This is a genomic window from Glycomyces algeriensis (assembly GCF_027622855.1).
Classification (GTDB): domain Bacteria; phylum Actinomycetota; class Actinomycetes; order Mycobacteriales; family Micromonosporaceae; genus Glycomyces; species Glycomyces algeriensis.
The window spans coordinates 152,015-174,516 of record NZ_JAPZVR010000010.1; the positions used below are offsets into that span (position 1 = coordinate 152,015).

Annotated in this window: 21 protein-coding genes and 1 pseudogene; 20 read left to right on the forward strand and 2 right to left on the reverse strand. The window is 69.1% G+C overall.

The window, feature by feature from the left end; all coding sequences use genetic code 11:
• Nucleotides 1-7 precede the first annotated feature (7 nt).
• From O2L52_RS18280 to O2L52_RS18290, 3 genes are all read left to right on the forward strand, one after another.
• Nucleotides 8-1,120 (forward strand): adenosine deaminase, encoded by a 1,113-nt coding sequence (locus tag O2L52_RS18280; protein WP_270117268.1) that lies wholly within the window; start codon nucleotides 8-10, stop codon nucleotides 1,118-1,120.
• A 10-nt stretch (nucleotides 1,121-1,130) separates the two neighbouring features.
• Nucleotides 1,131-2,369 (forward strand): amidohydrolase family protein, encoded by a 1,239-nt coding sequence (locus tag O2L52_RS18285; RefSeq protein ID WP_270117269.1) that lies wholly within the window; start codon nucleotides 1,131-1,133, stop codon nucleotides 2,367-2,369.
• Between the two features lie 741 nt (nucleotides 2,370-3,110).
• Complete coding sequence (locus O2L52_RS18290; protein ID WP_344473594.1) at nucleotides 3,111-3,749, forward strand: class I SAM-dependent methyltransferase; 639 nt, start codon at nucleotides 3,111-3,113, stop codon at nucleotides 3,747-3,749.
• Nucleotides 3,750-3,911: 162 nt separating this feature from the next.
• Here O2L52_RS18290 and O2L52_RS18295 read toward each other — a convergent pair whose 3' ends face one another.
• Complete coding sequence (locus O2L52_RS18295; protein ID WP_270117272.1) at nucleotides 3,912-4,772, reverse strand: dioxygenase family protein; 861 nt, start codon at nucleotides 4,770-4,772, stop codon at nucleotides 3,912-3,914.
• An 83-nt stretch (nucleotides 4,773-4,855) separates the two neighbouring features.
• Between O2L52_RS18295 and O2L52_RS18300 the strand changes: the two genes are divergently transcribed.
• From O2L52_RS18300 to O2L52_RS18320, 5 genes are all read left to right on the forward strand, one after another.
• Nucleotides 4,856-5,314, forward strand: a complete 459-nt coding sequence (locus O2L52_RS18300; RefSeq protein WP_270117273.1) for a MarR family winged helix-turn-helix transcriptional regulator — start codon at nucleotides 4,856-4,858, stop codon at nucleotides 5,312-5,314.
• A 131-nt stretch (nucleotides 5,315-5,445) separates the two neighbouring features.
• The gene (locus O2L52_RS18305; protein WP_270117274.1) at nucleotides 5,446-5,817 is read left to right on the forward strand and encodes a hypothetical protein; all 372 of its coding nucleotides are present in this window, start codon (nucleotides 5,446-5,448) and stop codon (nucleotides 5,815-5,817) included.
• Nucleotides 5,818-5,820: 3 nt separating this feature from the next.
• Nucleotides 5,821-7,608, forward strand: coding sequence for an alpha/beta hydrolase (locus O2L52_RS18310; protein WP_270117275.1), 1,788 nt, complete (start codon nucleotides 5,821-5,823; stop codon nucleotides 7,606-7,608).
• Nucleotides 7,609-7,689: 81 nt separating this feature from the next.
• A complete protein-coding gene (locus tag O2L52_RS18315) occupies nucleotides 7,690-8,262 on the forward strand; it encodes a hypothetical protein (RefSeq protein ID WP_270117276.1) in 573 nt (190 codons plus the stop codon).
• 101 nt (nucleotides 8,263-8,363) lie between these two features.
• Nucleotides 8,364-8,897 (forward strand): hypothetical protein, encoded by a 534-nt coding sequence (locus O2L52_RS18320; protein ID WP_270117277.1) that lies wholly within the window; start codon nucleotides 8,364-8,366, stop codon nucleotides 8,895-8,897.
• A 751-nt stretch (nucleotides 8,898-9,648) separates the two neighbouring features.
• On the opposite strand, the gene wrbA is transcribed toward O2L52_RS18320, so the two are convergent.
• Nucleotides 9,649-10,266, reverse strand: coding sequence for an NAD(P)H:quinone oxidoreductase (gene wrbA, locus O2L52_RS18325; protein WP_270117278.1), 618 nt, complete (start codon nucleotides 10,264-10,266; stop codon nucleotides 9,649-9,651).
• 450 nt (nucleotides 10,267-10,716) lie between these two features.
• Between wrbA and O2L52_RS18330 the strand changes: the two genes are divergently transcribed.
• The 12 genes and pseudogenes from O2L52_RS18330 (at nucleotide 10,717) to nuoK (ending at nucleotide 22,500) form a co-directional block, all read left to right on the forward strand.
• A complete protein-coding gene (locus O2L52_RS18330) occupies nucleotides 10,717-12,003 on the forward strand; it encodes a geranylgeranyl reductase family protein (RefSeq protein ID WP_270117279.1) in 1,287 nt (428 codons plus the stop codon).
• Nucleotides 12,004-12,007: 4 nt separating this feature from the next.
• Nucleotides 12,008-12,367 (forward strand): NADH-quinone oxidoreductase subunit A, encoded by a 360-nt coding sequence (locus O2L52_RS18335; protein ID WP_270117280.1) that lies wholly within the window; start codon nucleotides 12,008-12,010, stop codon nucleotides 12,365-12,367.
• A gap of 9 nt (nucleotides 12,368-12,376) precedes the next feature.
• Complete coding sequence (locus tag O2L52_RS18340; protein ID WP_309299852.1) at nucleotides 12,377-13,012, forward strand: NuoB/complex I 20 kDa subunit family protein; 636 nt, start codon at nucleotides 12,377-12,379, stop codon at nucleotides 13,010-13,012.
• Nucleotides 13,009-13,707, forward strand: coding sequence for an NADH-quinone oxidoreductase subunit C (locus tag O2L52_RS18345; protein ID WP_270117282.1), 699 nt, complete (start codon nucleotides 13,009-13,011; stop codon nucleotides 13,705-13,707). The genes O2L52_RS18340 and O2L52_RS18345 overlap by 4 nt, the downstream gene beginning before the upstream one ends.
• On the forward strand, nucleotides 13,704-15,038 hold the full coding sequence (locus tag O2L52_RS18350; RefSeq protein WP_270117283.1) for an NADH-quinone oxidoreductase subunit D: 1,335 nt from the start codon (nucleotides 13,704-13,706) through the stop codon (nucleotides 15,036-15,038). Before O2L52_RS18345 ends, O2L52_RS18350 begins: the two co-directional genes overlap by 4 nt.
• Nucleotides 15,035-15,712, forward strand: a pseudogene (nuoE, locus tag O2L52_RS18355) (NADH-quinone oxidoreductase subunit NuoE); the annotation flags it as partial. The gene O2L52_RS18350 and the pseudogene nuoE, both read left to right, overlap by 4 nt.
• A 98-nt stretch (nucleotides 15,713-15,810) precedes the next feature.
• Nucleotides 15,811-17,061 carry an NADH-quinone oxidoreductase subunit NuoF gene (gene nuoF / locus O2L52_RS18360; RefSeq protein ID WP_344473600.1) on the forward strand — a complete coding sequence of 417 codons (1,251 nt, stop codon included), beginning with the start codon at nucleotides 15,811-15,813 and terminating at the stop codon, nucleotides 17,059-17,061.
• 1 nt (nucleotide 17,062) lies between these two features.
• Entirely contained in the window at nucleotides 17,063-19,549 is a 2,487-nt protein-coding gene (locus O2L52_RS18365; protein WP_270117287.1) for an NADH-quinone oxidoreductase subunit G, read from the forward strand.
• Complete coding sequence (gene nuoH / locus O2L52_RS18370; RefSeq protein ID WP_270117289.1) at nucleotides 19,549-20,862, forward strand: NADH-quinone oxidoreductase subunit NuoH; 1,314 nt, start codon at nucleotides 19,549-19,551, stop codon at nucleotides 20,860-20,862. The genes O2L52_RS18365 and nuoH overlap by 1 nt, the downstream gene beginning before the upstream one ends.
• Complete coding sequence (gene nuoI / locus O2L52_RS18375) at nucleotides 20,862-21,428, forward strand: NADH-quinone oxidoreductase subunit NuoI (protein WP_270117290.1); 567 nt, start codon at nucleotides 20,862-20,864, stop codon at nucleotides 21,426-21,428. Before nuoH ends, nuoI begins: the two co-directional genes overlap by 1 nt.
• Complete coding sequence (locus tag O2L52_RS18380) at nucleotides 21,425-22,204, forward strand: NADH-quinone oxidoreductase subunit J (RefSeq protein WP_270117291.1); 780 nt, start codon at nucleotides 21,425-21,427, stop codon at nucleotides 22,202-22,204. Before nuoI ends, O2L52_RS18380 begins: the two co-directional genes overlap by 4 nt.
• Complete coding sequence (gene nuoK, locus O2L52_RS18385; protein WP_208496840.1) at nucleotides 22,201-22,500, forward strand: NADH-quinone oxidoreductase subunit NuoK; 300 nt, start codon at nucleotides 22,201-22,203, stop codon at nucleotides 22,498-22,500. The genes O2L52_RS18380 and nuoK overlap by 4 nt, the downstream gene beginning before the upstream one ends.
• Nucleotides 22,501-22,502: the final 2 nt, after the last annotated feature.

The window sequence follows — 22,502 nt, forward strand, 5'->3', positions numbered from 1 at the left end:
TCATGGGATGAATTCGCCTGAACTGCCGAAGACCGCGCTGACCCAAGACGCCATCCGCAAGGCCCCCAAAGTCGTCCTCCACGAGCACCTCGACGGCGGCCTGCGCCCCCAGACGATCATCGAGATCGCCGACGAGATCGGGCACCCCCTGCCCGCCCACGAGCCTGAGGCCCTGAAGAACTGGTTCTTCGAGGCCGCCGACTCCGGCACCCTCGAGCGCTACCTCGAGACCTTCGCGCACACCGTCGCCGTCATGCAGCGCGCCGACGACTGCTTCCGCGTCGCCTCCGAAGCCGCCCAGGACCTCGCCGCCGACGGCGTCGTCTACGCCGAACTCCGGTACGCCCCCGAGCAGCAGCTCCTCGCCGGCCTCAGCCTCGAAGAGGTCGTCGAGGCCACCCTCGCCGGATTCGAAGAGGGCCAGCGCCTCGCCGCCGCCGCGGGCAGCCCCATCACCGTGCGCACCCTCCTGTGCGGCATGCGCCACGCCGACCGCACCAAGGAGATCGCCGAGCTCGCGGTCGCCTACCGCGACAAGGGCGTCGTCGGATTCGACATCGCCGGCGGCGAGATCGGCAACCCGGCCGAGCGGCACGTCGAGGCGTTCGACTACCTGCGCCGCGAGAACATGCCGTTCACCATCCACGCCGGGGAGTCCTGCGGCCCCGAGTCGATCTGGGGCGCGGTCGCCGTGTGCGGCGCGAACCGCATCGGCCACGGCGTGCAGCTCATCAAGGACATCGACCTCACCGGCGACGAGGCGAAGCTCTCGAATCTCGCGCACTACATCCGCGACCGCCGGATCGCCCTCGAGGTCGCGCCGTCCTCGAACCTCCAGACGGAGGGCGCCGAGTCGATCGAGACGCACCCGATCAAGGCCCTCTACGACCTCGGGTTCCGCGTCACGGTGAACAACGACAACCGCCTCCAGAGCCGCACCAGCGTCTCCCGCGAGTTCCAGATCCTCTCCGAGACGTTCGGCTGGGGCTGGGCCGAGGTCAAGCGCTGCACGGAGAACGCGATGAAGGCCTCGTTCCTGCACCACCCGGAGCGCCGCCGGATCCTCGCCGAGGTCATCCGCCCCGCGTACGCCGCGCTGGAGTCCACTGGGGCTGAGTAAGCTCGGTTCCATGCACGTATACACCGCCCCTGTCGTCGTCCCTGTTGCGGACGAGCCGATTCGCGAGGGCGCGGTCGGGGTCGACGACGGGCGGATCGCCTACGTCGGCCCCGCCGCCGACGCCCCCGAAGCCGAATCGACCACCGCTTTCGACGGCGTGCTCACCCCCGGGCTCGTCAACGCCCACACCCACTTGTGCTACTCCGCGTTCGCCGACATGTACGGCAACGAGAAGGAGTTCTTCGAGTGGATCCAGGACTTCGCGCGCCGCAACCCCACGACCGCCGATGAGGCCTGGAAGGCCTCCGTCCAGCTCGGCATCGACGAGTCGATCGCGCACGGGGTCACCGCCGTCGCCGACATCGTCACGCCCGCAGCCGGTTTCGAGCCGCTCTTCGCCTCGGACCTGGCCGGGGTCGCGTACTGGGAGGCGTGCTTCATCGACGGCGCCCGCTGGGAGGGCAACCGGAGCGCGTGGCGCGAGATCGTCACCGACAGCCGGGCCGTCAACAACTCGGACGTGGCCGTGGGCATCAGCCCGCACACCCTGTACACGCTGGGCACCGAGGTCGGCAAGAGCCTCGCCGAGCTCGCGCGCACCCTCGACATCCGCCTCCACCCGCACCTCGCCGAGACCATGCACGAGGACATGTTCGTGCGCCGCGGCTCCGGCCCGTTCGCGTTCATGAACCGCCGCGCCGGTCTCGCGCTCGAGATCGCGGACGGCGGCACCGGGCTCTCCCCGGCCGCCCACATGGAGAAGGTCGGCTGGCTCGGCGCCGATTCGCATGTCGCGCACGGGGTCCACCTCGACAAGGCCGACCGCGAGATCCTCCGCAACCTCGGCACCCCGGTCGCGCTCTGCGCCCGCTCGAACGCCCGCCTCGAAGCCGGGGAGCCGCCCGTCGCGGCCTACCGTGCCGAAGGCAACGTTGTGGCGATCGGCACCGACTCGCGAGCTTCCAGCCCCGACCTTGACGTCGCCGCCGAATGGCCGCTGCTGCGCAAGCTCGCGCTGGCCCAGGGTGACGGCGGCGAGGGCCTGAACGAGTGGCTGGTCCGCGCGGCCACCGAGGGCGGCGCGAAGGCCCTCGGCCGGGACGACATCGGGGCCATCAAGGTCGGCAACCGCGCCGACCTCGCGGTCTTCGACGTCGACACCGAAGGCGACCCGTACACGGCGCTCGTGAACGGCGCGGCCGGAAACTGCACCGCCACGGTGCTTAAAGGCAGTCTCATCCAGCGGTAGACCGTGAATAACGCTTCGATCTCGTCGCTTGTCGATCGGCCCCGCATCCGCGATGCTGAATAGGGCCTGAACGCAGGCTGAACGACTTCCTTCACCGGAGAGGCTCGCCTCTCTGTGTATCCCCTGGAGAAGGCGGGGCGCGCATGCGCGCCCCGCCGTTTTTTATTGCCTCCGTCAAGCGGGACACCGGCCCGCAAACCGGTGGAACCAGCGGTTATCCGACGAAGGCCTACGAGTGCGTCGCTCTCTGTGACAACCGGCACGCCGTTGCTATCGGTAGGGTTACACGGGATAACGGTTCGGTTTCATAGATCGACATCACAGCTTCCATGCGTCAATGTGGTCGTGTAGCGCAGACCGCACTTGAGGGATCTCTCAGGGTCATCCCAGCCGGGATGGACACCGGTCCGCGCCACTGGTGAACCGGACCCGACAAGGAGGCGCCATGCACCGCTCGCCCGAGCGCAACGCATCGCCTTCCGGTGCGCCCCAGGCGTTCCAGTCACCCCATCCCGGAATTCACTCCGCAGCTCTGCTCCAGGGCGAGCGAGCGGCTCCCTGCTCCCTCAGGGCCGCCCGCGCCGCGTTACCCCGCGCGCGTCCGATATAACCCCTTGATCCGCCGGGGCCCACACCGACAGGGCTCCGGCGGATTTTCTGTTTCCCGTGTGCAAGGCTGTGCGAGTGATCGAGGCGAACGAAGCGAATACCCCGCGTAAAGAACCCGGCCGCATCGCGGCGATGTTCGACCGGGTCGCGCCGGGCTACGACCGCACCAACACCGTGATGGTCGCCGGGCAGGACAAGCGGTGGCGCAAGGCGACCCGCGAGGCCCTGAGCCTCCAGCCGGGCGAGCGCTGCCTCGACCTCGGCGCGGGCACCGGCGTCTCCACGGCCGAGCTCGCGAAGTCGGGCGCCGACGTCGTGGGCGTCGACTTCTCCCTCGAGATGCTCAAGCACCACAGGGACCGCCAGGTGCCGCTGGTGAACGCCGACGCGCTGCGCCTGCCGTTCGCCGACGACGCGTTCAACGCCGTCACCGGCTCCTTCTTCATCCGCAACGTCGTCGACCTCGACGCCTGCCTCACCGAGATCCGCCGCGTCCTCGCGCCCGGCGGCCGGATGGTCCTGTGCGAGGTCTCCCAGCCGGTCTGGAAGCCCTACCGCAAGGCCCACGGCGTGTTCGTCAAGCACGTGCTGCCGAAGGTCGCCTCGCGCGTGGCCTCCGACCCGGAGGCGTACCAGTACCTCTCCGACACGACGATGGCCTGGCCCGACCAGGCCGAGTTCGCCGACCGCATCGTCAAGGCCGGCTTCCGGAAGGTCGCCTGGCGCAACCTCGCCGGCGGCGCGGTGGCCATGCACCGCGGCTTCAAGTAGAAGGCGCAGCAAGCAGGCGGGCAGAGGTGCGCCGCCCGGCCGCATGGTGGGTGCGGCGCGGACGGCGCGTGCGGGCCGGGATTTGACGATCACCTGCCCGCGGCTGTGGGGCCCGCCCCGTGGTCGGGCCCAGCGGCCGCCCGGTGCTCGGGACCGGCTGCCTCAGTTCAGTTGGAACGAGCGCTTCGAGAGCCCCATCCAGTACCCGTCGATCACCGTGGCCGCGGCCTGCTCCTGCTCGCTCGCGGCCCCATAGGTCACGAACAGCGGCACGTAGTGGTCCACAGTCGGGTGCGCGTACGGCATCCCCGGTGCCTCCGAGCGATAGCGCGCCAGCTCCTCGATGTCGCCGCGCGCCAAGGCGTCCGCGGCCCAGTCGTCGAACTCCGCGGACCAGCCGGGCACGTTCTCGGGGCGGCGGAAGTCCAGGAACGGCAGGCCGTGGGTCATGAACCCCGACCCGACCACCAGGTAGCCCTCCTCGCGCAGCGGCCGCAGCCGCGCCCCGATCGCCATGAGGCGGTCCGGGTCGTGGGTCGGGATCGACATCTGCAGCACCGGCACGTCCGCGTCCGGGTACATGACCTTGAGCGGCACCCACGCGCCGTGGTCGAGCCCGCGGCTCGCGTGCTGGTGCAGCGGTTCGGAGTCGGGCATCGCCGCGGCGACCCGGCGCGCCATCGCGGTCGCGTCCGGCGTCTCGTACCGCATCTGGAAGTACCGCTCGGGGAAGCCCCCGAAGTCGTACACGAGCGGGGTCCCGGCCGCGGGGCTGGAGATCATGAGCGGCGCGGCCTCCCAATGGGCCGAGACGATGAGGATGCCCTTGGGCCGCGGCAGGCCCTGCGCCCAGGCGAAGAGCTCGCCCATCCACGCGGCCTCGTCGAACAGCGGCGGCGCGCCGTGGCTCAGGTACAGCGCGGGGAGGGCGCCGTCCTCGGGCGCCCAGTCGCGGCGCTCGGCGGCGGCGGGCGCGGTGGCCTCGAGGAAGGCGTCGAACGCGGCGCCGGGCCTGGCACTCATCTGCTCACTCCTGAATCGTTGAACCTTCAACGAACCTAGCGCGGGATTCTTGATGTATCAAGTAGTCCAGTTAAGCTTGTTGCATGAGTGATGAAGCGCCCTGGCTCGACGAAGCGGAGATGACGACCTGGCTGGCGCTCATCGGCGTCGTCATGCGGCTCCCCGGAGCCCTCGAAGTGCAGCTGCGCCGCGACGCCGACCTCAACCATTTCGAGTACTGCGTCCTCGTCGGCCTCGAGCACGCCGAAGGCGGCACGATGCGCATGAGCGACCTCGCCTTCCTCTGCAACGGCTCGCTCTCCCGCCTCTCCCACGTCGCCCGCCGCCTCGAGAGCGAAGGCCTCATCGAGCGCTTCGCCTGCCCCGACGACGGCCGCTCCACCCTCGCCCGCCTCACCGACGACGGCCGCGAACGCCTCGCCCAGGCCGCGCCCGGACATGTCTTGCTCGTCCGCAGCCTCGTCTTCGACGAGCTCGACGACACCGAGATGCGCCAGATGGGCGAGTTCGCCAAACGCGTCCTCGCCCGCATACAGGCCTGACACTCCGAATTCAAGTCTGGTCCGTGTTGCTTTGGGTCGTTATAGTGAGCGAAAGATTCGTTCCTGACCCCCGAGGACTCGAACCATGCCCCTTGCGTCCCAGGTAACTCCGCCGTACCCGAAGGCCGCCCATGGCCGGCGCTGACGTCTTCGCCATGGACCCGGACGAGGTCCGCAAATCCGTCGAGATCCTCTTCGAGATCGAAGCCGAAGCCGACAGCCAGGCCGCCTCGATGGCCACCGCCAACACCGAAGCCGCCGGCCCCCTCAAAGACGCCGCCACCGCGCTCGGCCCCGCCCTCGAAGCCGCCGGCGAATGGTGGCGGGTCCACCGCGCCGGCGGATTCTGCGGCCTCCTCGGCAACACCGGCGAATACCTCGCCGTCTGCGCCGAAGAAGCGGTCGAAGTCGACGACTACAACGCCGGCACCTTCGCATCCGTCGCCGGCGACCTCTACCCCGAGCGCCCCAACGCCAACGCCTCCTCCCGGCGGGGCGGGTGACCCATGAGCGAAATGACCTGGGAGCACCTCCGCGACCTCGACTGCGGCGCCGTCCGCACCCTCGGCGACACCTGGAAGACCTACATCGACCAGCAGCTCGCCCACACCGAGCGCCTGCGCACCGACGTCATCGAAGGCCACCTCGGCACCGAGCACTACGAGTCCGACACCGCCACACAGGTGCGCGACCAGATCGGCATGACCGCCGACCGCTACGAGGACGACCTCTCCGACTACGCCAGCACCCGCATCGCCACCACCCTCCTCGAAGCCGCCGACGCGTTCGAGAAGGAGCAGAACGAGCTCAAAGAACTCGTCCCGCTCATCGAGCAGCACGACTTCGACATCGAAGGCCCCCACAGCGAATACGACGTCAACCTCTCCGGCGGCCTCCACCGCGCGATCCTCACCCTCAACCCGCCGCAGTGGCTCTGCGACATGTGCGGCGTGAAGAAGCCCGACGGCTTCTGGGACATCGACACCCTCAAGGTCCTCTTCGACAGCGTCGACCTCTACGGCACCGCCATCGGCCTCGCCGGCCAGTACCAGGACTGGCTCCGCGCCGTCATGTCTCGCGCCCACGACGCCGACGACGAAGCCGCAGCCGCCCTCGCCGAGATGCACGAGAACCCCGCCGAACTCCCGCCCCACCTCGGCGCGACCTACGACGACCTCGTCGACGACTACAAGGAAGGCGTCACCGAAGAGGTCGCCGACGAGGCCGAGGCCATCGCCGACGGCACCTCCGGCCTGTCGCCCGAACAGGTCAACCAGTGGTGGGAAGGGCTCAGCGAGACCGAGCGCCGAGCCCTCATCGACGAGCACCCCGAATGGGTCGGCCCCGTCGACGGCATCCCCACCGAAGCCCGCGACACCGCCAATCGCACCGTCCTCGACCGCGACATCGACGCACTCGACACCCGGATCGCCGCCGAAGAGCAGGCACTCCAAGGACTCGACCCCGAATCCGACGAGTACCAGAACGCCAAGGAAGCACTCGACGGCCTCAAAGGCGACCGCAACGACCTCGCCGGACTCCAAGACCGCATCACCAACGACGACGGCACTCCCCGCCTCGCCGAAGGCCCCGAACCGCAGCAGCCGTACTACCTGCTCGGATTCGGCACCCAGGACAACGGCCGCGCGATCGTCTCGATCGGCAACCCCGACACCGCGGACAACGTCAACACCCTCGTCCCCGGCACCACCGCGAACCTCTCCGGAGCCGGCGGCCTCCTCCACCGCGCCGAGACCATGCAGAGCGACGCGCAACTCTCCTCGCCCCACACCTCGAACGCGACCATCGCCTGGCTCGGCTACGACGCCCCCGACACGATCGTGCCCGAGGCCATGCAGGAGCGATGGGCCGACGGCGCGAGCGAAGACCTCGAGAACTTCACCGAGGGCCTCAGCGCCACCGGGCGGGAGGACACCAACCACACCCTCACCGGGCACTCATACGGCACCACCGTGATCGGCCACGCCGCCACCAAGGAGGGCGTCGACGCCGACAACCTCGTCTTCGTCGCCTCCCCGGGCGTCGGCACCGACACCGCCAGCGCCCTCGGCGTCGACGAGGACAACGTCTGGGCCACCAGGAACTCCCTCGACCCGATCCACCTCACACCGGACTTCCTCCACGGGGCCGACCCCACCGGCGACGACTTCGGCGGCAACGCGTACCACAGCGACACCGGCGCCTGGAACGCCAACAACCACAGCACCTACTGGGACGACACCAACATGGCCGGACGCGAGACCCTCGCCGACATCGCCACGGGACAGCGATGACGCACCCCGCGCCGACCCGGATCGCGATGGCAACGCGTCCTCGCCGCACTGCCGCCGGTCCACAGCATCCTGGAGGACGCCATGGACAACCCGCCTGAACCGCAGTACACCCAGGCCGAGGCTTACGCGCCCATGGAGGCCGCGGCGGCGGACGCCGTCGCAGTGCTCCCGGACTTCCCCGGCTTCAAAGAGCGCATCTGGGGAGAGCTGCCCGCGACCCACAACGGGATCGACGTGCAGGGGTTCACGATTGTCGAGATCACCTACGTCTTCTCCCTCCCCGACTCCGGAACGCCGCTGGTCCGCGAGACCTACCTCGACGTGCTCCGCGAGCACTGGACCGCACTGGGCTACAGGATCACCCGCGACGCCGTGAAGGAGAAACCCGACCGCGTCGACCGCAGCCTGGTCGCGATCCGGCCCGACGGCATCGCCCTCTGGTACTGGGCCGCGGGCTACACCGTGCTCCGGGTCCAGTCCGGCCCGGTGACGGCCAGCGATCACGACGCAATCGAATACCTCCCGCCCACCGGGGGAGTGAGGCCCGGCGGCCGCTACGACAAGGTCGGCAAGTACTTCCCCGAAGGCATACCGGCCGACCCCGACGTGGTCGACCCCTTCGACTCGCCCGACTCATACGAAGACTCCCTGTGACCCGCACCAGGGGAATCGGGAGAGCGGGGCACGACTCCGAAACCCCTGCTGCGACCCGCACCAGGAGCGCCGGGCTCGCCGCCACGGCACTCGCGCTCGGAATGGCAGCCACCGCATGCACCGGGCCGCAAGTGAACGAGGAGTTCAACGACACCGAAGCACTGGCCGCCATGGAGAGCTTCATCGCCGAGTCGATCGCGGAGCTCGAGAACTTCCCGGGCTTCCAGTCGCGACTCGTCGACCTCGAAGAGTGCCTGCACGGCGTGGACCGCAACGAGTCGCTCAACGGACATGACACCGTCCACCTCTCCTACGTGTTCCCTGAATCGAGCTGGGAGGACCCGCTGGTGCGGGAGACCTACCCGGAGGCGCTGGCCGAGTTCTGGAAGGCCGAGGGCCATGAGGTCGAGGTCGACCGCGACGACACGGGCGCCCTCTCGAGAGTGAGCGCCGTGCGCGACGACGGCATCGGCCTCTACTACCGGGTCCTGGGTCAGGTCGTCATCGACGCCTCCCTCGGCGGCGGACCCGAATGCGTCGAAGCGGACGAGGACTTCACGGTCCCCGCGCCACTCGGCGGCGTCCAGCCCGAACACGACAGCATCCCGGAAGGCACGCAAGTCGACGGCGGATGAACGACGCCGGAGCGACGGTCGAAGCCGCCATGGACTCCGATCGTGTCGGGGATCGTTCCGCCGCCCTGTCGCTTCGCCGGGCTGCTGATCTCAAGGGGGAACACCGAACTTCGGCGGCATGGCCGAGGTCGGGAGGTCCCTGCTCGGGATCGGTGCCGGTGACACGCTGGCGGGTCTTGCTCGAATCGCAAGTGCCTCACTGCAAGGCACTACCTTCTGATCGGGGTGGTGGCCCCTACAGAACATCGTCCACCCAATCACGGCCCATCGGGGGCGCGGACAGCTGCGGGCGATGGCAAGGGATGAGATCTGGAACCCCCGATGGGGGCTGAGTGCCTCGAAATAAGTCGGTTTGTCGGCGGCCAGAGGCTGTCTTAGTCTGCTTTCACCGAAGGTGACACCTGTACGAATTTCCTGTCCCTGTACGTATCTCAATTATCCCCGAAGTAGACCAGGCCGTCATCACCCACAGGTGTACAAGGTATTCATGTTTCGACCGACCTGGTTGCGGCCCAACCGAACACGATCCGAGCCCCGCGACTTCACCCTGCCCCGCGACACCCCTTCGTCGCCGCCCGCCGCCCCGAAACGACCCGCAGCCCCGCCACCGGCCCGCACCCCCAACCCACCGCTTCGTCGCCGACCGCCTGAACCCCGCCCAATAACCAACCGGGCACAGCAAAACGCCCGCCGGATCCTCCTGATGCCTAGGAGGACCCGAGCGGGCGCTTCAGCGTTCTTGTCGTGTCGCTTAGTTGGCGAGGGCGGCGCGGCCGGCCTTGAGGGCCGCGGCGGTCTCGACGACGCGCTCGGCCTGGGCTGCGGCAGCGGCCAGCGTGGTGTCGTCGATCTCCGTGCCGTTCCAGTGCGAGACACCGTAAGGCGAGGCGTTGGCGAACAGGGTCTCGTTCGAGTAGCCGGGGGCCACGACGATGCCGCCGAAGTGGTGGAACGAGTTGTACAGCGCGAGCAGCGTGGACTCGTTGCCGCCGTGCTTGCCGGAGGCCGCGGCGAAGCCGGAGTAGACCTTGCCGGCGAGCTTGCCCTGGAACCAGAGGCCGCCGAGGGTGTCGATGAACTGCTTAAGCTGCGACGCCACGTTGCCGAAGCGGGTGGGGGAGCCGAGGAAGACCGCGTCGGCCCAGTCGACGTCGTCCGGGGTGACCTCGGCGATGTCGGCGGTGTTCTTGACGTTCTCGGCCCATGCCGGGTTCGAGTCGATCGCGGCCTGCGGGGCCAGCTCGGCCACGCGGCGCAGGCGCACTTCGGCGCCGGCCTTCTCGGCGGCAGCGGCGATGGCGCGGGCCAGACCGGTGACGTTGCCGGTGGCGGAGTAGAAGGCCACGGTGACCTTGACAGGCTCGGACATGTTCCTACCTCTTCCAGGGAGAACGAACTTTAGATAGTTCAGATTTGAAGTACCCATCGACCATACGGGTCCCTCGGGGAAGTTTCAAATTTGAACGATGTGTCGCTGGCCACGTTGCCTCGGCCGCGCGGATCCCCTTGGCGGGGCGGCGAATGCGTGCGCGGCACTTGTTACGAGAGTGTTTCAAGGTGTTGCGTGTGGCAAGGGTGATCGACTGTCGGCTTTATCACTCGTCCGTCGCGCGTCACGCCAGGCGCTCGCCTCGCTCCCGCAACTCTGGTCAACGCACGCCTGTATGCATCGTGACCTCGAATAATGACAACTTAGGCGGACCTAAGTGACAGGGCGTAGATAGCGGAGTTCTAGACTTGCGGCAAACGCTTGTGAAGATCTTCACAAGCCCCATGGTCGTTACAAGGATCACCGCCCCGTTCGCCTGAGAGGACGCCCGTGACCACTCACGCAACCCCGGAGGCCGACGTCGTCGTCGTCGGCGCGGGACCTGGTGGTTCGGCCGCGGCCTACCACCTGGCCTCCCGGGGACTCGACGTCCTGCTGCTGGAGAAGACCGTCTTCCCCCGCGAGAAGGTCTGCGGCGACGGCCTCACCCCCCGCGCCGTCGCGCAACTGCTCAAGATGGGCGTCGACACCTCCGAGTCCGCCGGCTGGATCCGCAACCGCGGCCTCCGCGTCGTCGCCGACGACATCGCCATCGAGCTCGACTGGCCCGCCCTCGAGGACTTCCCGGACTACGGCCTCACCCGCACCCGCCTCGACTTCGACCAGATTCTCGCCGACCGCGCCGTCGCCGCCGGGGCCGATCTCCAGTGCGGCGTCAAGGTCACCGCGCCGGTCTTCGACCTCGCCGGGCGCGTCTGCGGGGTCACCGCGGTCAAGGACGGCGAGCAGGTCGCCTACCGCGCGCCGCTGGTCATCGCCGCCGACGGCGTCTCCGGCCGCCTCGCACTCGCCCTGGGCCTCAAGCGGGACGAGAAGCGCCCCATGGGCGTCGCGGTCCGCCAGTACTACAAGTCCGAGGCCAAGCACGACGACGACTACCTCGAGTCCTGGCTCGCGCTGCGCACCGCCGCCGAGCCCGACGTGCTGCAGCCCGGCTACGGCTGGATCTTCGGCCTCGGCGACGGCCGCGTCAACGTCGGCCTCGGGGTGCTCAACTCCTCCGAGGGCTACGGCAAGACCGACTACCGCGCGCTGCTTCGCGACTGGCTCGCCAACACCCCCGAGGAGTGGGGCTTGGCCGACGAGGCGAACGCCGACGGCCCCGTCCGCGGCGCCGCGCTCCCCATGGGCTTCAACCGGACCCCGCACTACAGCCGCGGCCTCATGCTCGTCGGCGACTCCGGCGGCATGGTCAACCCCTTCAACGGGGAGGGCATCGCCTACGCCGTCGAGGCCGGCGAGGTCGCCGCGTCCGTCGTCGCCGAAGCGTTCAAGGCCCGCTCGGTCCCGCGCCGCGAAGCGGTACTGCGCACCTACGCCGACAAGATGGACGACCTCTGGGGCTCGTACTACCGCATGGGCGGCATCTTCTCGCACCTCATCGGCAAGCCCGCCGTCATGAAGCTGTGCACCGAGCACGGCCTGAAGCGTCCCGCGCTCATGCGCGTCGTGTTGAAACTGCTGGCGAACCTCACCGACCGACCCGGGCGCGACACCGCCGACCGGATCGTCAACGGGATGCGCATCGTCACGCCGACTCTGGGAAGGAGGGTCTGAGAACGTGGAAGTCTATGTGCCCGTAGTGATCATGTTCGCGATCGGCGCCGGGTTCGGCATCGTCTCGGTGGTCGCCTCGCGCATCACCGGCCCGCACCGCAAGAACCGCGCCAAGTACGACCCTTACGAATGCGGCATCGAACCGGCCCCCACGACCTCGGGGCCCACGAAGTTCCCGGTGAAGTTCTACCTCACCGCGATGCTGTTCATCGTCTTCGACATCGAGATCATCTTCCTCGTGCCGTGGGCGGTCCACCACGACGTCCTCGGGATCTTCGGGTTCTGGGCCGTCTTCATGTTCATCGCCGCGCTGTTCGTCGCCTACGCCTATGAATGGCGCCGCGGCGGACTGGACTGGGACTGAGGAACCGACATGGGTGTAGAAGAGAAACTCCCGCAGGGCATCATCCTCACTTCCGTTGAGGCCCTGGTGAACTGGACCCGCAAGGCCTCGATGTGGCCCGCCACGTTCGGCCTCGCCTGCTGCGCCATCGAGATGATGGCCACCGGCGCCGCCCGCTACGACACCGGCCGCTTCGGCATGGAGGTCTTCCGCGCCTCCCCGCGCCAGGCCGACCTGATGATCGTGGCCGGGCGCGTGAGCCAGAAGATGGCCCCCGTCCTGCGCCAGATCTACGACCAGATGCCCGAACCGAAGTGGGTCCTGTCGATGGGCGTGTGCGCCACCTCCGGCGGCATGTTCAACAACTACGCGATCGTGCAGGGCGTCGACCACGTCGTACCGGTCGACATGTACCTCCCCGGCTGCCCCCCGCGCCCGGAGATGCTGCTCGACGCGATCCTCAAGCTCCACGAGAAGGTCCAGCACGAGCCCCTCGGCGAGAAGCGCCGCCAGGCCCTCGCCGACCTCCCCGAGCCGATCGTCAAGCCCGGCGCGATGCCCTCCTCCTACCGCTTCAACAAGGAGCGCAAGAAGGAGTGGACCGAGGCCGTGGAGGCGGGTACGGAAGAGCAGCTCCGCATCCGAAAGGCGGTGGCGAAGCGATGACATCCGATCCCACGGGAACGGGCAGCGCGGGCCCGGACGACGTCCAGCCCGTCGGCATGCAGCGGTCCAAGGGCCTCTTCGGCGTCGCCGACACCGGCGACACCTCCGGCTTCGGCGGCCTCGTGCAGGCCACGCCGAGCGCGGGGGAGATCGTCTCCACGCCGGCGCCGCTCGGCGGCTACTTCGACGAGATCGTCGGAGCCCTGCGCGAAGCGCACGGCGACGAGATCACCCGCGCGGTGATCGTCGACCGCGGCGAGCTCACCATCCACATCGCGCCCGACCGCCTCGCCGAGGTCTGCCAGACGATGCGCGACGACGAGAGCCTGCGCTTCGAGCTCTGCAACTCGGTGTCCGGTGTGGACTACCCGGACCAGCGCAACCGGCTCCACGTCGCCTACCACCTGACGTCGATGACGTACCGGCGCCGCGTGCGCCTCGAAACCGCTGTGGGCCTTGACAATCCCACCGTGCAGTCGGTGACCGCCGTGTACCCGACCGCCGACTGGCAGGAGCGGGAGGCGTACGACATGTTCGGCGTCGTCTTCGAGGGCCACCCGCACCTCACCCGCATCCTCATGCCCGACGACTGGGAGGGCTTCCCGCAGCGGAAGGACTACCCGCTCGGCGGCATCGCAGTCGAGTACAAGGGCGCGCACATCCCGCCGCCCGACGAGAGGAGGGCTTACAAGTGACCGCCACTGAGAACGCCCAAGACGCTTACGCCGCAGAGCGCGACACCACCGAAGGCCGCGTCTACACCGTCACCGGCGGGGACTGGGACGAGCTCGTCGCCTCGGTCGACCCGGTCAGCGAAGAGCGCCTCATCGTCAACCTCGGCCCGCAGCACCCGTCCACGCACGGCGTGCTCCGCCTGGTCTGCGAGCTCGAAGGCGAGACCGTGCGCTCGGTCCGCCCCATCGTCGGCTACCTCCACACCGGGATCGAGAAGAACCTCGAGTACCGCAACTGGACCCAGGGCACGACCTTCGTGACCCGCGCCGACTACCTCGCGCCGATCTTCAACGAGACCGCGTACTGCCTCGCGGTCGAGAAGCTGCTCGGCGTCACCGTGCCCCGGCGCGCCGACGTGATCCGTGTGATCATGATGGAGCTCAACCGCATCAGCTCCCACCTCGTGGCCCTCGCGACCACCGGCATGGAGCTCGGCGCGCTCTCGATGATGATCTACGGCTTCCGCGACCGCGAGAAGATCCTCGACATCTTCGAGGCCGTCTGCGGCCTGCGCATGAACATGGCGTACGTGCGCCCCGGCGGCGTCGCCCAGGACCTCCCGCGCGACGGCGTCAAGATGATCCGCGACTTCGTGGAGTACATGCCGCAGGGCCTCGACGACTACGAGGGCCTGCTCACCGGGAACGCCATCTGGCAGGAGCGCACCCAGGGCGTCGGCTACCTCGACGTCTCCGGCTGCCTCGCCCTCGGCGTCACCGGACCCGTGCTCCGCTCCGCCGGGCTCGCCTGGGACCTGCGCAAGACCATGCCGTACTGCGGGTACGAGGAGTACGACTTCGAGGTGCCGGTCCACAACGGCGCCGACGCCTGGGCCCGCTACGTCATCCGCCTCGACGAGATCCGCGAGAGCCTCAAGATCATCAGCCAGGGCCTCGACAAGCTCGAGCCCGGCCCGGTCATGGTCGAGGACAAGAAGATCGCCTGGCCCGCCCAGCTCGCCCTCGGCGCGGACGGCTCCGGCAACAGCCTCAACCACATCCGGCACATCATGAGCCAGTCGATGGAGGCGCTGATCCACCACTTCAAGCTCGTCACCGAGGGCTTCCGGGTCCCGGCCGGGCAGGTGTACACCGCCATCGAGGCCCCACGCGGGGAGCTCGGCATCCACGCCGTCTCCGACGGCGGCACGAGGCCGTTCCGCGTCCACATGCGAGAGCCCTCCTTCATCAACCTGCAGTCGATCCCCGCGCTCGCCGAAGGCGGCCTGCTCGCGGACGTCATCGCGGGCGGGGCCTCGCTCGACCCGGTCATGGGAGGTTGCGACAGGTGAACTACCCGGAGAAGATCCGCGAGCAGGCCGAGGCCATCCTCGTCCGCTACCCCGAGGGCCGCGAGCGCTCGGCGCTCCTGCCGCTGCTGCACCTGGTGCAGTCGCACGACGGCTACGTCTCGGACGACGGCATCGCCTTCTGCGCCGAGGTCCTGAGCATTACTAAAGCCCAGGTGCAGGCGGTCTCGACCTTCTACACCATGTACAAGCGCGAGCCGGCCGGCGACTGGCTGGTCTCGGTGTGCACCAACACCCTCTGCCGCTCCAAGGGCGGCCAGAAGGTCTTCGACGCGCTCAGCGACGAACTCGACGTCGGCCACGACGAGACCACCGCGGACGGCAAGATCACGCTCGAGCACGCCGAGTGCCTCGCCGCGTGCGACTACGCGCCGGTCGTCACCGTCAACTACGAGTTCTACGACGACATGGACGAGGAGAAGTCCCTCGGGCTCGTGCGCGAGCTCAAGGAGGGCCGCCGCCCCGTCCCCAGCCGCGGTGCTCCACTGTGCACACTGCGGGAGATCTCGGTGCAGCTGGCCGGGTTCGACGAGGAGCGCACCGCCGGGCTCGAAGGCAACGCCCAGGGCGACGCCACGCTCGCCGGGGCCCGCCTCGCGGCGGAAGCCGGGATCACCGCACCCGCGTTCGATCCCACCGCGCCTTTGCTGGCCAAGCAACCTGAGGAAGCGAAGTGAGCGTTACCGTGCCCGGTCCCCGGCGGCCCCGCGAGGACGCCCTCAACAAGCTCAAGCCCGTCATCACCAAGCGCTGGATGTCCCCCGGCGCCTGGAAGCTCGACGTCTACGAGCAGCTCGACGGCTACAAGGCGCTCCGCAAGGCCCTCAAGTACTCCGAGGGCGACCTCATCAGCTTCATGAAGGAGTCCGGCCACCGGGGACGCGGCGGCGCCGGGTTCCCCGTCGGCATGAAGTGGCAGTTCGTGCCCGACGACGGCCAGGAGCACTACCTGGTCGTCAACGCCGACGAAGGCGAGCCGGGCACCTGCAAGGACCTGCCGCTCATGATGAACGACCCGCACTCGCTCATCGAGGGCATCATCATCGCCTCCTACGCGATCAAGGCCTCGCGGGCGTTCGTGTACGTGCGCGGGGAGGCCATCCACGCGGCCCGCCGCCTGCGCAACGCGGTCCGCGAGGCCAAGGAGGCCGGGTACCTCGGCAAGGACATCCTCGGCAGCGGGTTCGACCTCGAGGTCGTGATCCACTCCGGTGCGGGCGCGTACATCTGCGGCGAGGAGACCGCCCTCCTGGACTCCCTGGAGGGCAAGCGCGGCCAGCCGCGCCTGCGCCCGCCGTTCCCCGCCACGCACGGGCTCTACAACAAGCCGACCTGCATCAACAACGTCGGTTCCATCGCCGCCGTCCCGCACATCGTGCTCGGCGGCGCGCAGTGGTGGAAGGACCTCGGCTCCGAGAACGCCGCGGGCACGATGATCTACTCGCTGTCGGGCCGCGTCAAGCGCCCCGGCCAGTACGAGTGCTCGCTGGGCACCACGCTCCGCGAGCTCATCGAGCTCGCCGGCGGCATGGAAGAGGGCCACGAGCTGAAGTTCTTCACCCCCGGCGGGTCCTCGACCCCGATGCTCGCGGCCGACTCGATCGACGTCCCGCTCGACTTCGACAACGTCGCCAAGGCCGGCTCGATCCTCGGCACCACCGCGGTCATGATCTTCTCCGACCAGGACTGCCCGGTGGTCTCCTGCTGGCGCTGGATCAAGTTCTACGCCCACGAGTCCTGCGGCAAGTGCACGCCCTGCCGCGAGGGCAACTACTGGATGGTGCGCGTCTACGAGCGCCTCCTCTCCGGCCGCGGGCAGATGGGCGACCTCAAGCTCCTCGAGAGCGCCTGCAAGAACCTCCTCGGGCGGTCCTTCTGCGGCCTCGGCGACGGCGCGACCTCGTGCGTCACCTCGTCGCTGAAGTTCTTCCGGCAGGACTACCTCGACTACATCGAGGGGCACAAACCCGCCGTCCTCGATGCCGCAACGATCGGAGCACACTGACATGACCGATCAAGTCACGTTCACCATTGACGGCGTCGAAGTCACGGTCCCCAAGGGCACCTTGATCATCCGGGCCGCCGAGCAGCTCGGCATCGAGATCCCCCGCTTCTGCGACCACCCGCTGCTCGAACCGGCCGGCGCCTGCCGCCAGTGCCTCGTGGACGTACCGGACATGGGCAACGGCCGCGGCATGCCCAAGCCCGCCGCCTCCTGCACGACCACCGCCATGGAGGGCATGGTCGTCAAGACCCAGCACACCAGCGAGGTCGCCAAGGAGGCCCAGGAGGGGATCATGGAGTTCCTCCTGATCAACCACCCCCTGGACTGCCCGGTCTGCGACAAGGGCGGCGAGTGCCCCCTCCAGAACCAGGCCATGAGCACCGGGCGCACCGAGACCCGCATGGAGCCCGAGGACAAGCGCCGCTACAAGAAGGCGCTGCCGATCTCCTCGCAGGTGCTGCTCGACCGCGAGCGCTGCGTGCTCTGCGCGCGCTGCACCCGCTTCTCCGACCAGGTCGCGGGCGACCCGTTCATCGAGCTGATGGAGCGCTCCGCCCTGGAGCAGGTGGGCGTCTACGAGGACGAGCCGTTCGAGTCCTACTTCTCGGGCAACACCGTCCAGATCTGCCCGGTCGGCGCGCTCACCGGCACGCAGTACCGGTTCCGCTCAAGGCCGTTCGACCTCGTGTCGACGCCCAGCGTGTGCGAGCACTGCTCGGCCGGGTGCGCGCAGCGCTCGGACCACCGCCGCGGCAAGGTCCTGCGCCGCCTCGCGGGCGAGGACCCGGCGGTGAACGAGGAGTGGAACTGCGACAAGGGCCGCTGGGGCTCCTCCTACATCGAGGCCGCCGACCGCATCACGAAGCCGCTGGTCCGCGATGAGGACGGGTCGCTTCGCGAAGCGTCCTGGCCCGAGGCCCTGCGCCGCGCGGCCGCCGGACTCGCCGAGGCCGCGAACCGGGTGGGCGTGCTCCCCGGAGGCCGCCTCACCGTCGAGGACTCCTACGCGTACGCGAAGTTCGCGCGGGTCGCCCTCGGCACCAACGACATCGACTTCCGCTCCCGCCCGCACTCCACTGAGGAGTCCGAGTTCCTGGCGCACGCCGTGGCCGGGGTCTACCCGTCCAGCGGCGCGGTCACCTACGAGGACCTGGAGAAGGCCCCCGTGGTCCTCACCGTGGGCCTCGAGGTCGAAGAGGAATGCCCGATCGCGTTCCTGCGCCTGCGCAAGGCGGTCCGCGCGAACGGCCAGCGCGTGCACGTGGTCGCGCCGTTCGCGACGCGCGGCACCGCCAAGCTCGACGCGAACCTCATCGAGGCCCTGCCCGGTGAGGAGGCCGAGCTGCTCGACGGCTGGAGCCGCGGCGGCTTCGTGCGCGACGCGCTCGGCGAGGACGGTGCGGTCATCCTGCTCGGCGAGCGTCTCGCCACTGTGGAGGGCGCGTTCTCGGCGGCGGTCCGGCTGGCCAAGGCCACCGGGGCGCGCCTGGCCTGGATCCCGCGGCGCGCGGGCGACCGCGGCGCGGTCGAGGCGGGCTGCCTTCCGGGTCTGCTGCCGGGCGGCGGGCTCGCCTCCTATGCGGCGGACCGCGAGCAGCTGGCGGAGTACTGGGGTGTCGAGGACCTGCCCGGCAACGACGGCCGCGGCGCCTGGGACATCCTGCAGGCGGCCGCCGACGGCGAGATCGACGCGCTGCTCATCGGCGGCGTGGACCCATACGACTTCGCGGACGGGCCGGCCGTCGAGGCGGCGCTGTACGCGGCCCGGTTCGTAGTCTCGCTGGAGATCCGGCACTCGGCCGTGACCCGCGTGGCGGACGTGATCCTGCCGGTGGCGCCGGTGACCGGCAAGCCCGGCGCGTACTTCGACTGGGAGGGGCGCCTGCGGACGTTCGACACGGTGATCCCCTCGGATCTGATGTCGGACCACGCGGTGCTCGACACGCTCGCTGAGGCCATGGGCTTCAAGCTGGGGCTCGCCGAGACCCGCACGGTGCGCGGCGAGCTGGCCGGTCTGCCGGACCCGATCACGCGCCAGCCCGCGCCGGACTGGGCCGTGGACAATCCCGCGCACGCTATCGAGGACGGCAAGGCCGTGCTGGCGACATGGCGGCAGCTGCTCGACGGCGGCTCGCTCCAGGAGAACAACCCGCACCTCGCGGGCTGCGCCCCCGACCCGGTGGTGCGGTTGAGCGCCGCCACGGCGAAGTCGATCGGCGCGAGCGAGGGCAGCGGTGTCACCGTGGCGACCTCGATCGGCGGGGTCACCTTGCCGCTCAGGGTCACCGACATGCCCGAGGGCGTGGTCTGGCTGCCGCAGAACGCGCCGGGTCGCGGGATCTTCCGCCACCTCGGTGCCGGTTCGGGCGATGTCGTCACGATCCGCGCCTACCCGAACGTCCCTCGCCCAGCCGCTGCCGAGCCCGTTGCCGGCTCGCAAGCCTCGCCAAGCGGCGACTCCGGTGAAGCCGTGGAGGCGGTCAAGTGATGAACGATCCGATCTGGCTCATGCTCGTCAAGGGCGTGCTCGTCTTCGTGGTGCTCGTGCTGCTGGTGCTCTTCACCATCTGGTACGAGCGGCGCGTGGTGGCGATCATGCAGGTGCGGCCGGGGCCGAACCGCAACGGGCCCTTCGGCCTGCTGCAGTCGCTCGCGGACGGCCTGAAGCTGGCGTTCAAAGAGGACGTGATGCCGCGGACGGCCGACAAGGTCGTGTTCATCGCGGCCCCGGTCATCGCGGTCGCGTGCGCGTTCTGCGCGTTCGCGGTGATCCCGTTCGGGCCCGAGGTGAACGTCTTCGGGATCGAGACGGAGCTGCAGCTCACCGACTTCGAGGTGAGCGTGCTCCTGATTCTCGCGTGCTCGGCGGTGGGCGTCTACGGCATCGTGCTCGCGGGCTGGTCCTCCGGTTCCACGTACTCGCTGCTGGGCGCGCTCCGCGCCGCGGCGCAGGTGATCTCGTACGAGATCGCGCTGGGCCTGGCGGTCCTCACGGTGTTCTTCCAGTCGCAGCTGATGTCGACCGGGGCGATCGTGGAGGCGCAGGCGCAGGGCCTGCCGCTGCGCTTCGGCGGCTTCGAGATCACGCTGCCGGGCTGGTACTTCATCATCCTCGCGCCGAGCTTCGTGATCTTCGTGATCTCGATGGTCGGCGAGACGAACCGCGCCCCGTTCGACCTTCCGGAAGCGGAGTCGGAGCTGGTGGCGGGGTTCGCGACCGAGTACTCGAGCCTGAAGTACGCGTCGTTCTTCCTGGCCGAGTACGTCAACATGGTCACGATGTCGGCCCTGTGCGTGACGCTCTTCCTGGGCGGCTGGGCCGCGCCGTTCCCGAGCTCGTGGTGGCCGGGCGCGAACGAGGGCTTCATGCCGCTCGTCTGGTTCTTCGGGAAGGTCCTGGCGTTCCTGTTCTTCTACGTGTGGCTGCGCGGCACGCTGCCGCGCCTGCGCTACGACCAGTTCATGCGCCTGGGCTGGAAGGTCCTCGTGCCGATCTCGCTGGTGTGGCTCATGGTCCTGGCGGCCATGAACATCGGCCTCGACACCGACAACGAGCTGGCGACCCGGATCGCCTTCGCGGGCGGTGCGGCGATCGTCGTGATGGCCCTGATCTTCTTCTGGCCCAACCGGAAGCCCTACGAGCCGCCGGCCGAGCCGGACACCGGCATGGGCGGCTTCCCCGTCCCGCCGATGGACCTGGCCGTGCCCCCGAACCCGAGGGCCCTCAAGGAACTCGAACCCGCTACGAACGCCGCGCCCGCCAACGGCTCGAGCCCGACTGAAAAGGGAGAGGAGGAGTAATGTCCGGTTTCGCAAAAGGCTTCGGCGTCACCTTCTCGCACATGTTCAAGCCGAAGGTCACGGTCGACTACCCCGAGGAGCCTTCGAAGCTCCAGCCGCGCTACCACGGCCGGCACGTGCTCAACCGTCACCCGGACGGTCTCGAGAAGTGCATCGGCTGCGAGCTGTGCGCGTGGGCCTGCCCGGCCGACGCGATCTACGTCGAAGGCGCGGAGAACACCGAGGCCGAGCGGTTCTCGCCCGGTGAGCGGTACGCCAAGACCTACCAGATCAACTACGCGCGCTGCATCTTCTGCGGTCTGTGCATCGAGGCCTGCCCGACCCGCTCGCTCACCATGAGCAACGAGTACGAGCTGGCCCGCGACGACCGCCGCGACCTCATCTTCACCAAGGAGGAGCTGCTCGCTCCGCTCCTGGAGGGCATGGAGCAGCCGCCGCACCCGATGCGCCTGGGCGACAGCGAGAAGGCCTACTACGAGTCGGGCCCCCGCAACCCGGGCGCGAGCGAGGGCGCGGAGTTCTCGCTCACGGAGATGCTGGCGCAGACCAAGAGGGGTGAGCAGTGATCGACCTCGCGCAGACCGTCGCCCAGAACGCCTCCTTCGGCGAATCGGTCTTCTTCTGGATCCTCGCGCCGATCGCGCTGGGAGGGGCCATGGGCCTCGTGCTGGCGCGCTCGGCGATCCACGCGGCGCTGTGGCTCGCGATCACCATGATGTGCCTGGCGGTCTTCTACATCATGCAGGCCGCCCCGTTCCTCGGGTTCGTGCAGATCATGGTGTACACCGGCGCGATCATGATGCTGTTCCTGTTCGTGCTCATGCTGTTCGGGCGCGACTCGAAGGACTCCATGTTCGAGACGCTGCGCGGGCAGCGCCTCTTCGCGATCTGCCTCGGCATCGGCCTGGCGGCGCTCCTGTCCTCCGGGCTCGCCCGCGCGGTCTCCGGCATGACGGTCGCCGCCGACCCGCGCTGGGCCACCGGCGCGCAGTCGAACGTCGAGGCCATCGCCGAGGCGCTGTTCTCGACCTACCTGTTCCCGTTCGAGGTCGTCTCGGGCGTGCTCACCGTGGCCGCCGTCGGCGCCCTGATGTTCGCGCACGTCGCCAAGAAGGGCGGCCACCGCGGGCAGAAGGAGCACAGCCGCGAGCGGTTCGCCCCCGGCGTCTACCCGGGCCCGAAGCCCGGCCCGGGCGTGTTCGCGACCTCGGACTCGACCGCGACGCCCGCGCTGCGGCCGGACGGCTCGGTCGAGCCGGCGTCGCTCTCGCCGTACGTCCCGCCGCGCCAGCTCACGGCCGCCGAGTCCGCGCCGAAGCACACGGAAGGACGGGACGCATGAGCCCCGAGTACTACCTGATCCTGGCCGCCGCGCTGTTCACGATCGGCGCCGTCGGCGTCTTGGTGCGCCGCAACTCGATCGTCGTGTTCATGTGCGTGGAGCTGATGCTCAACGCCGGGAACCTGACCCTGGTCACCTTCGCCCGTACGAGCGGCAACATCGACGGGCAGGTGATGGCGTTCTTCGTGATGGCCGTGGCCGCCGCCGAGGTCGTCGTCGGCCTGGCGATCATCATGGCGATCTACCGGTCCCGGCGCTCCGCCTCCGTCGACGACGCCAACCTGCTGAAGGCCTAGAG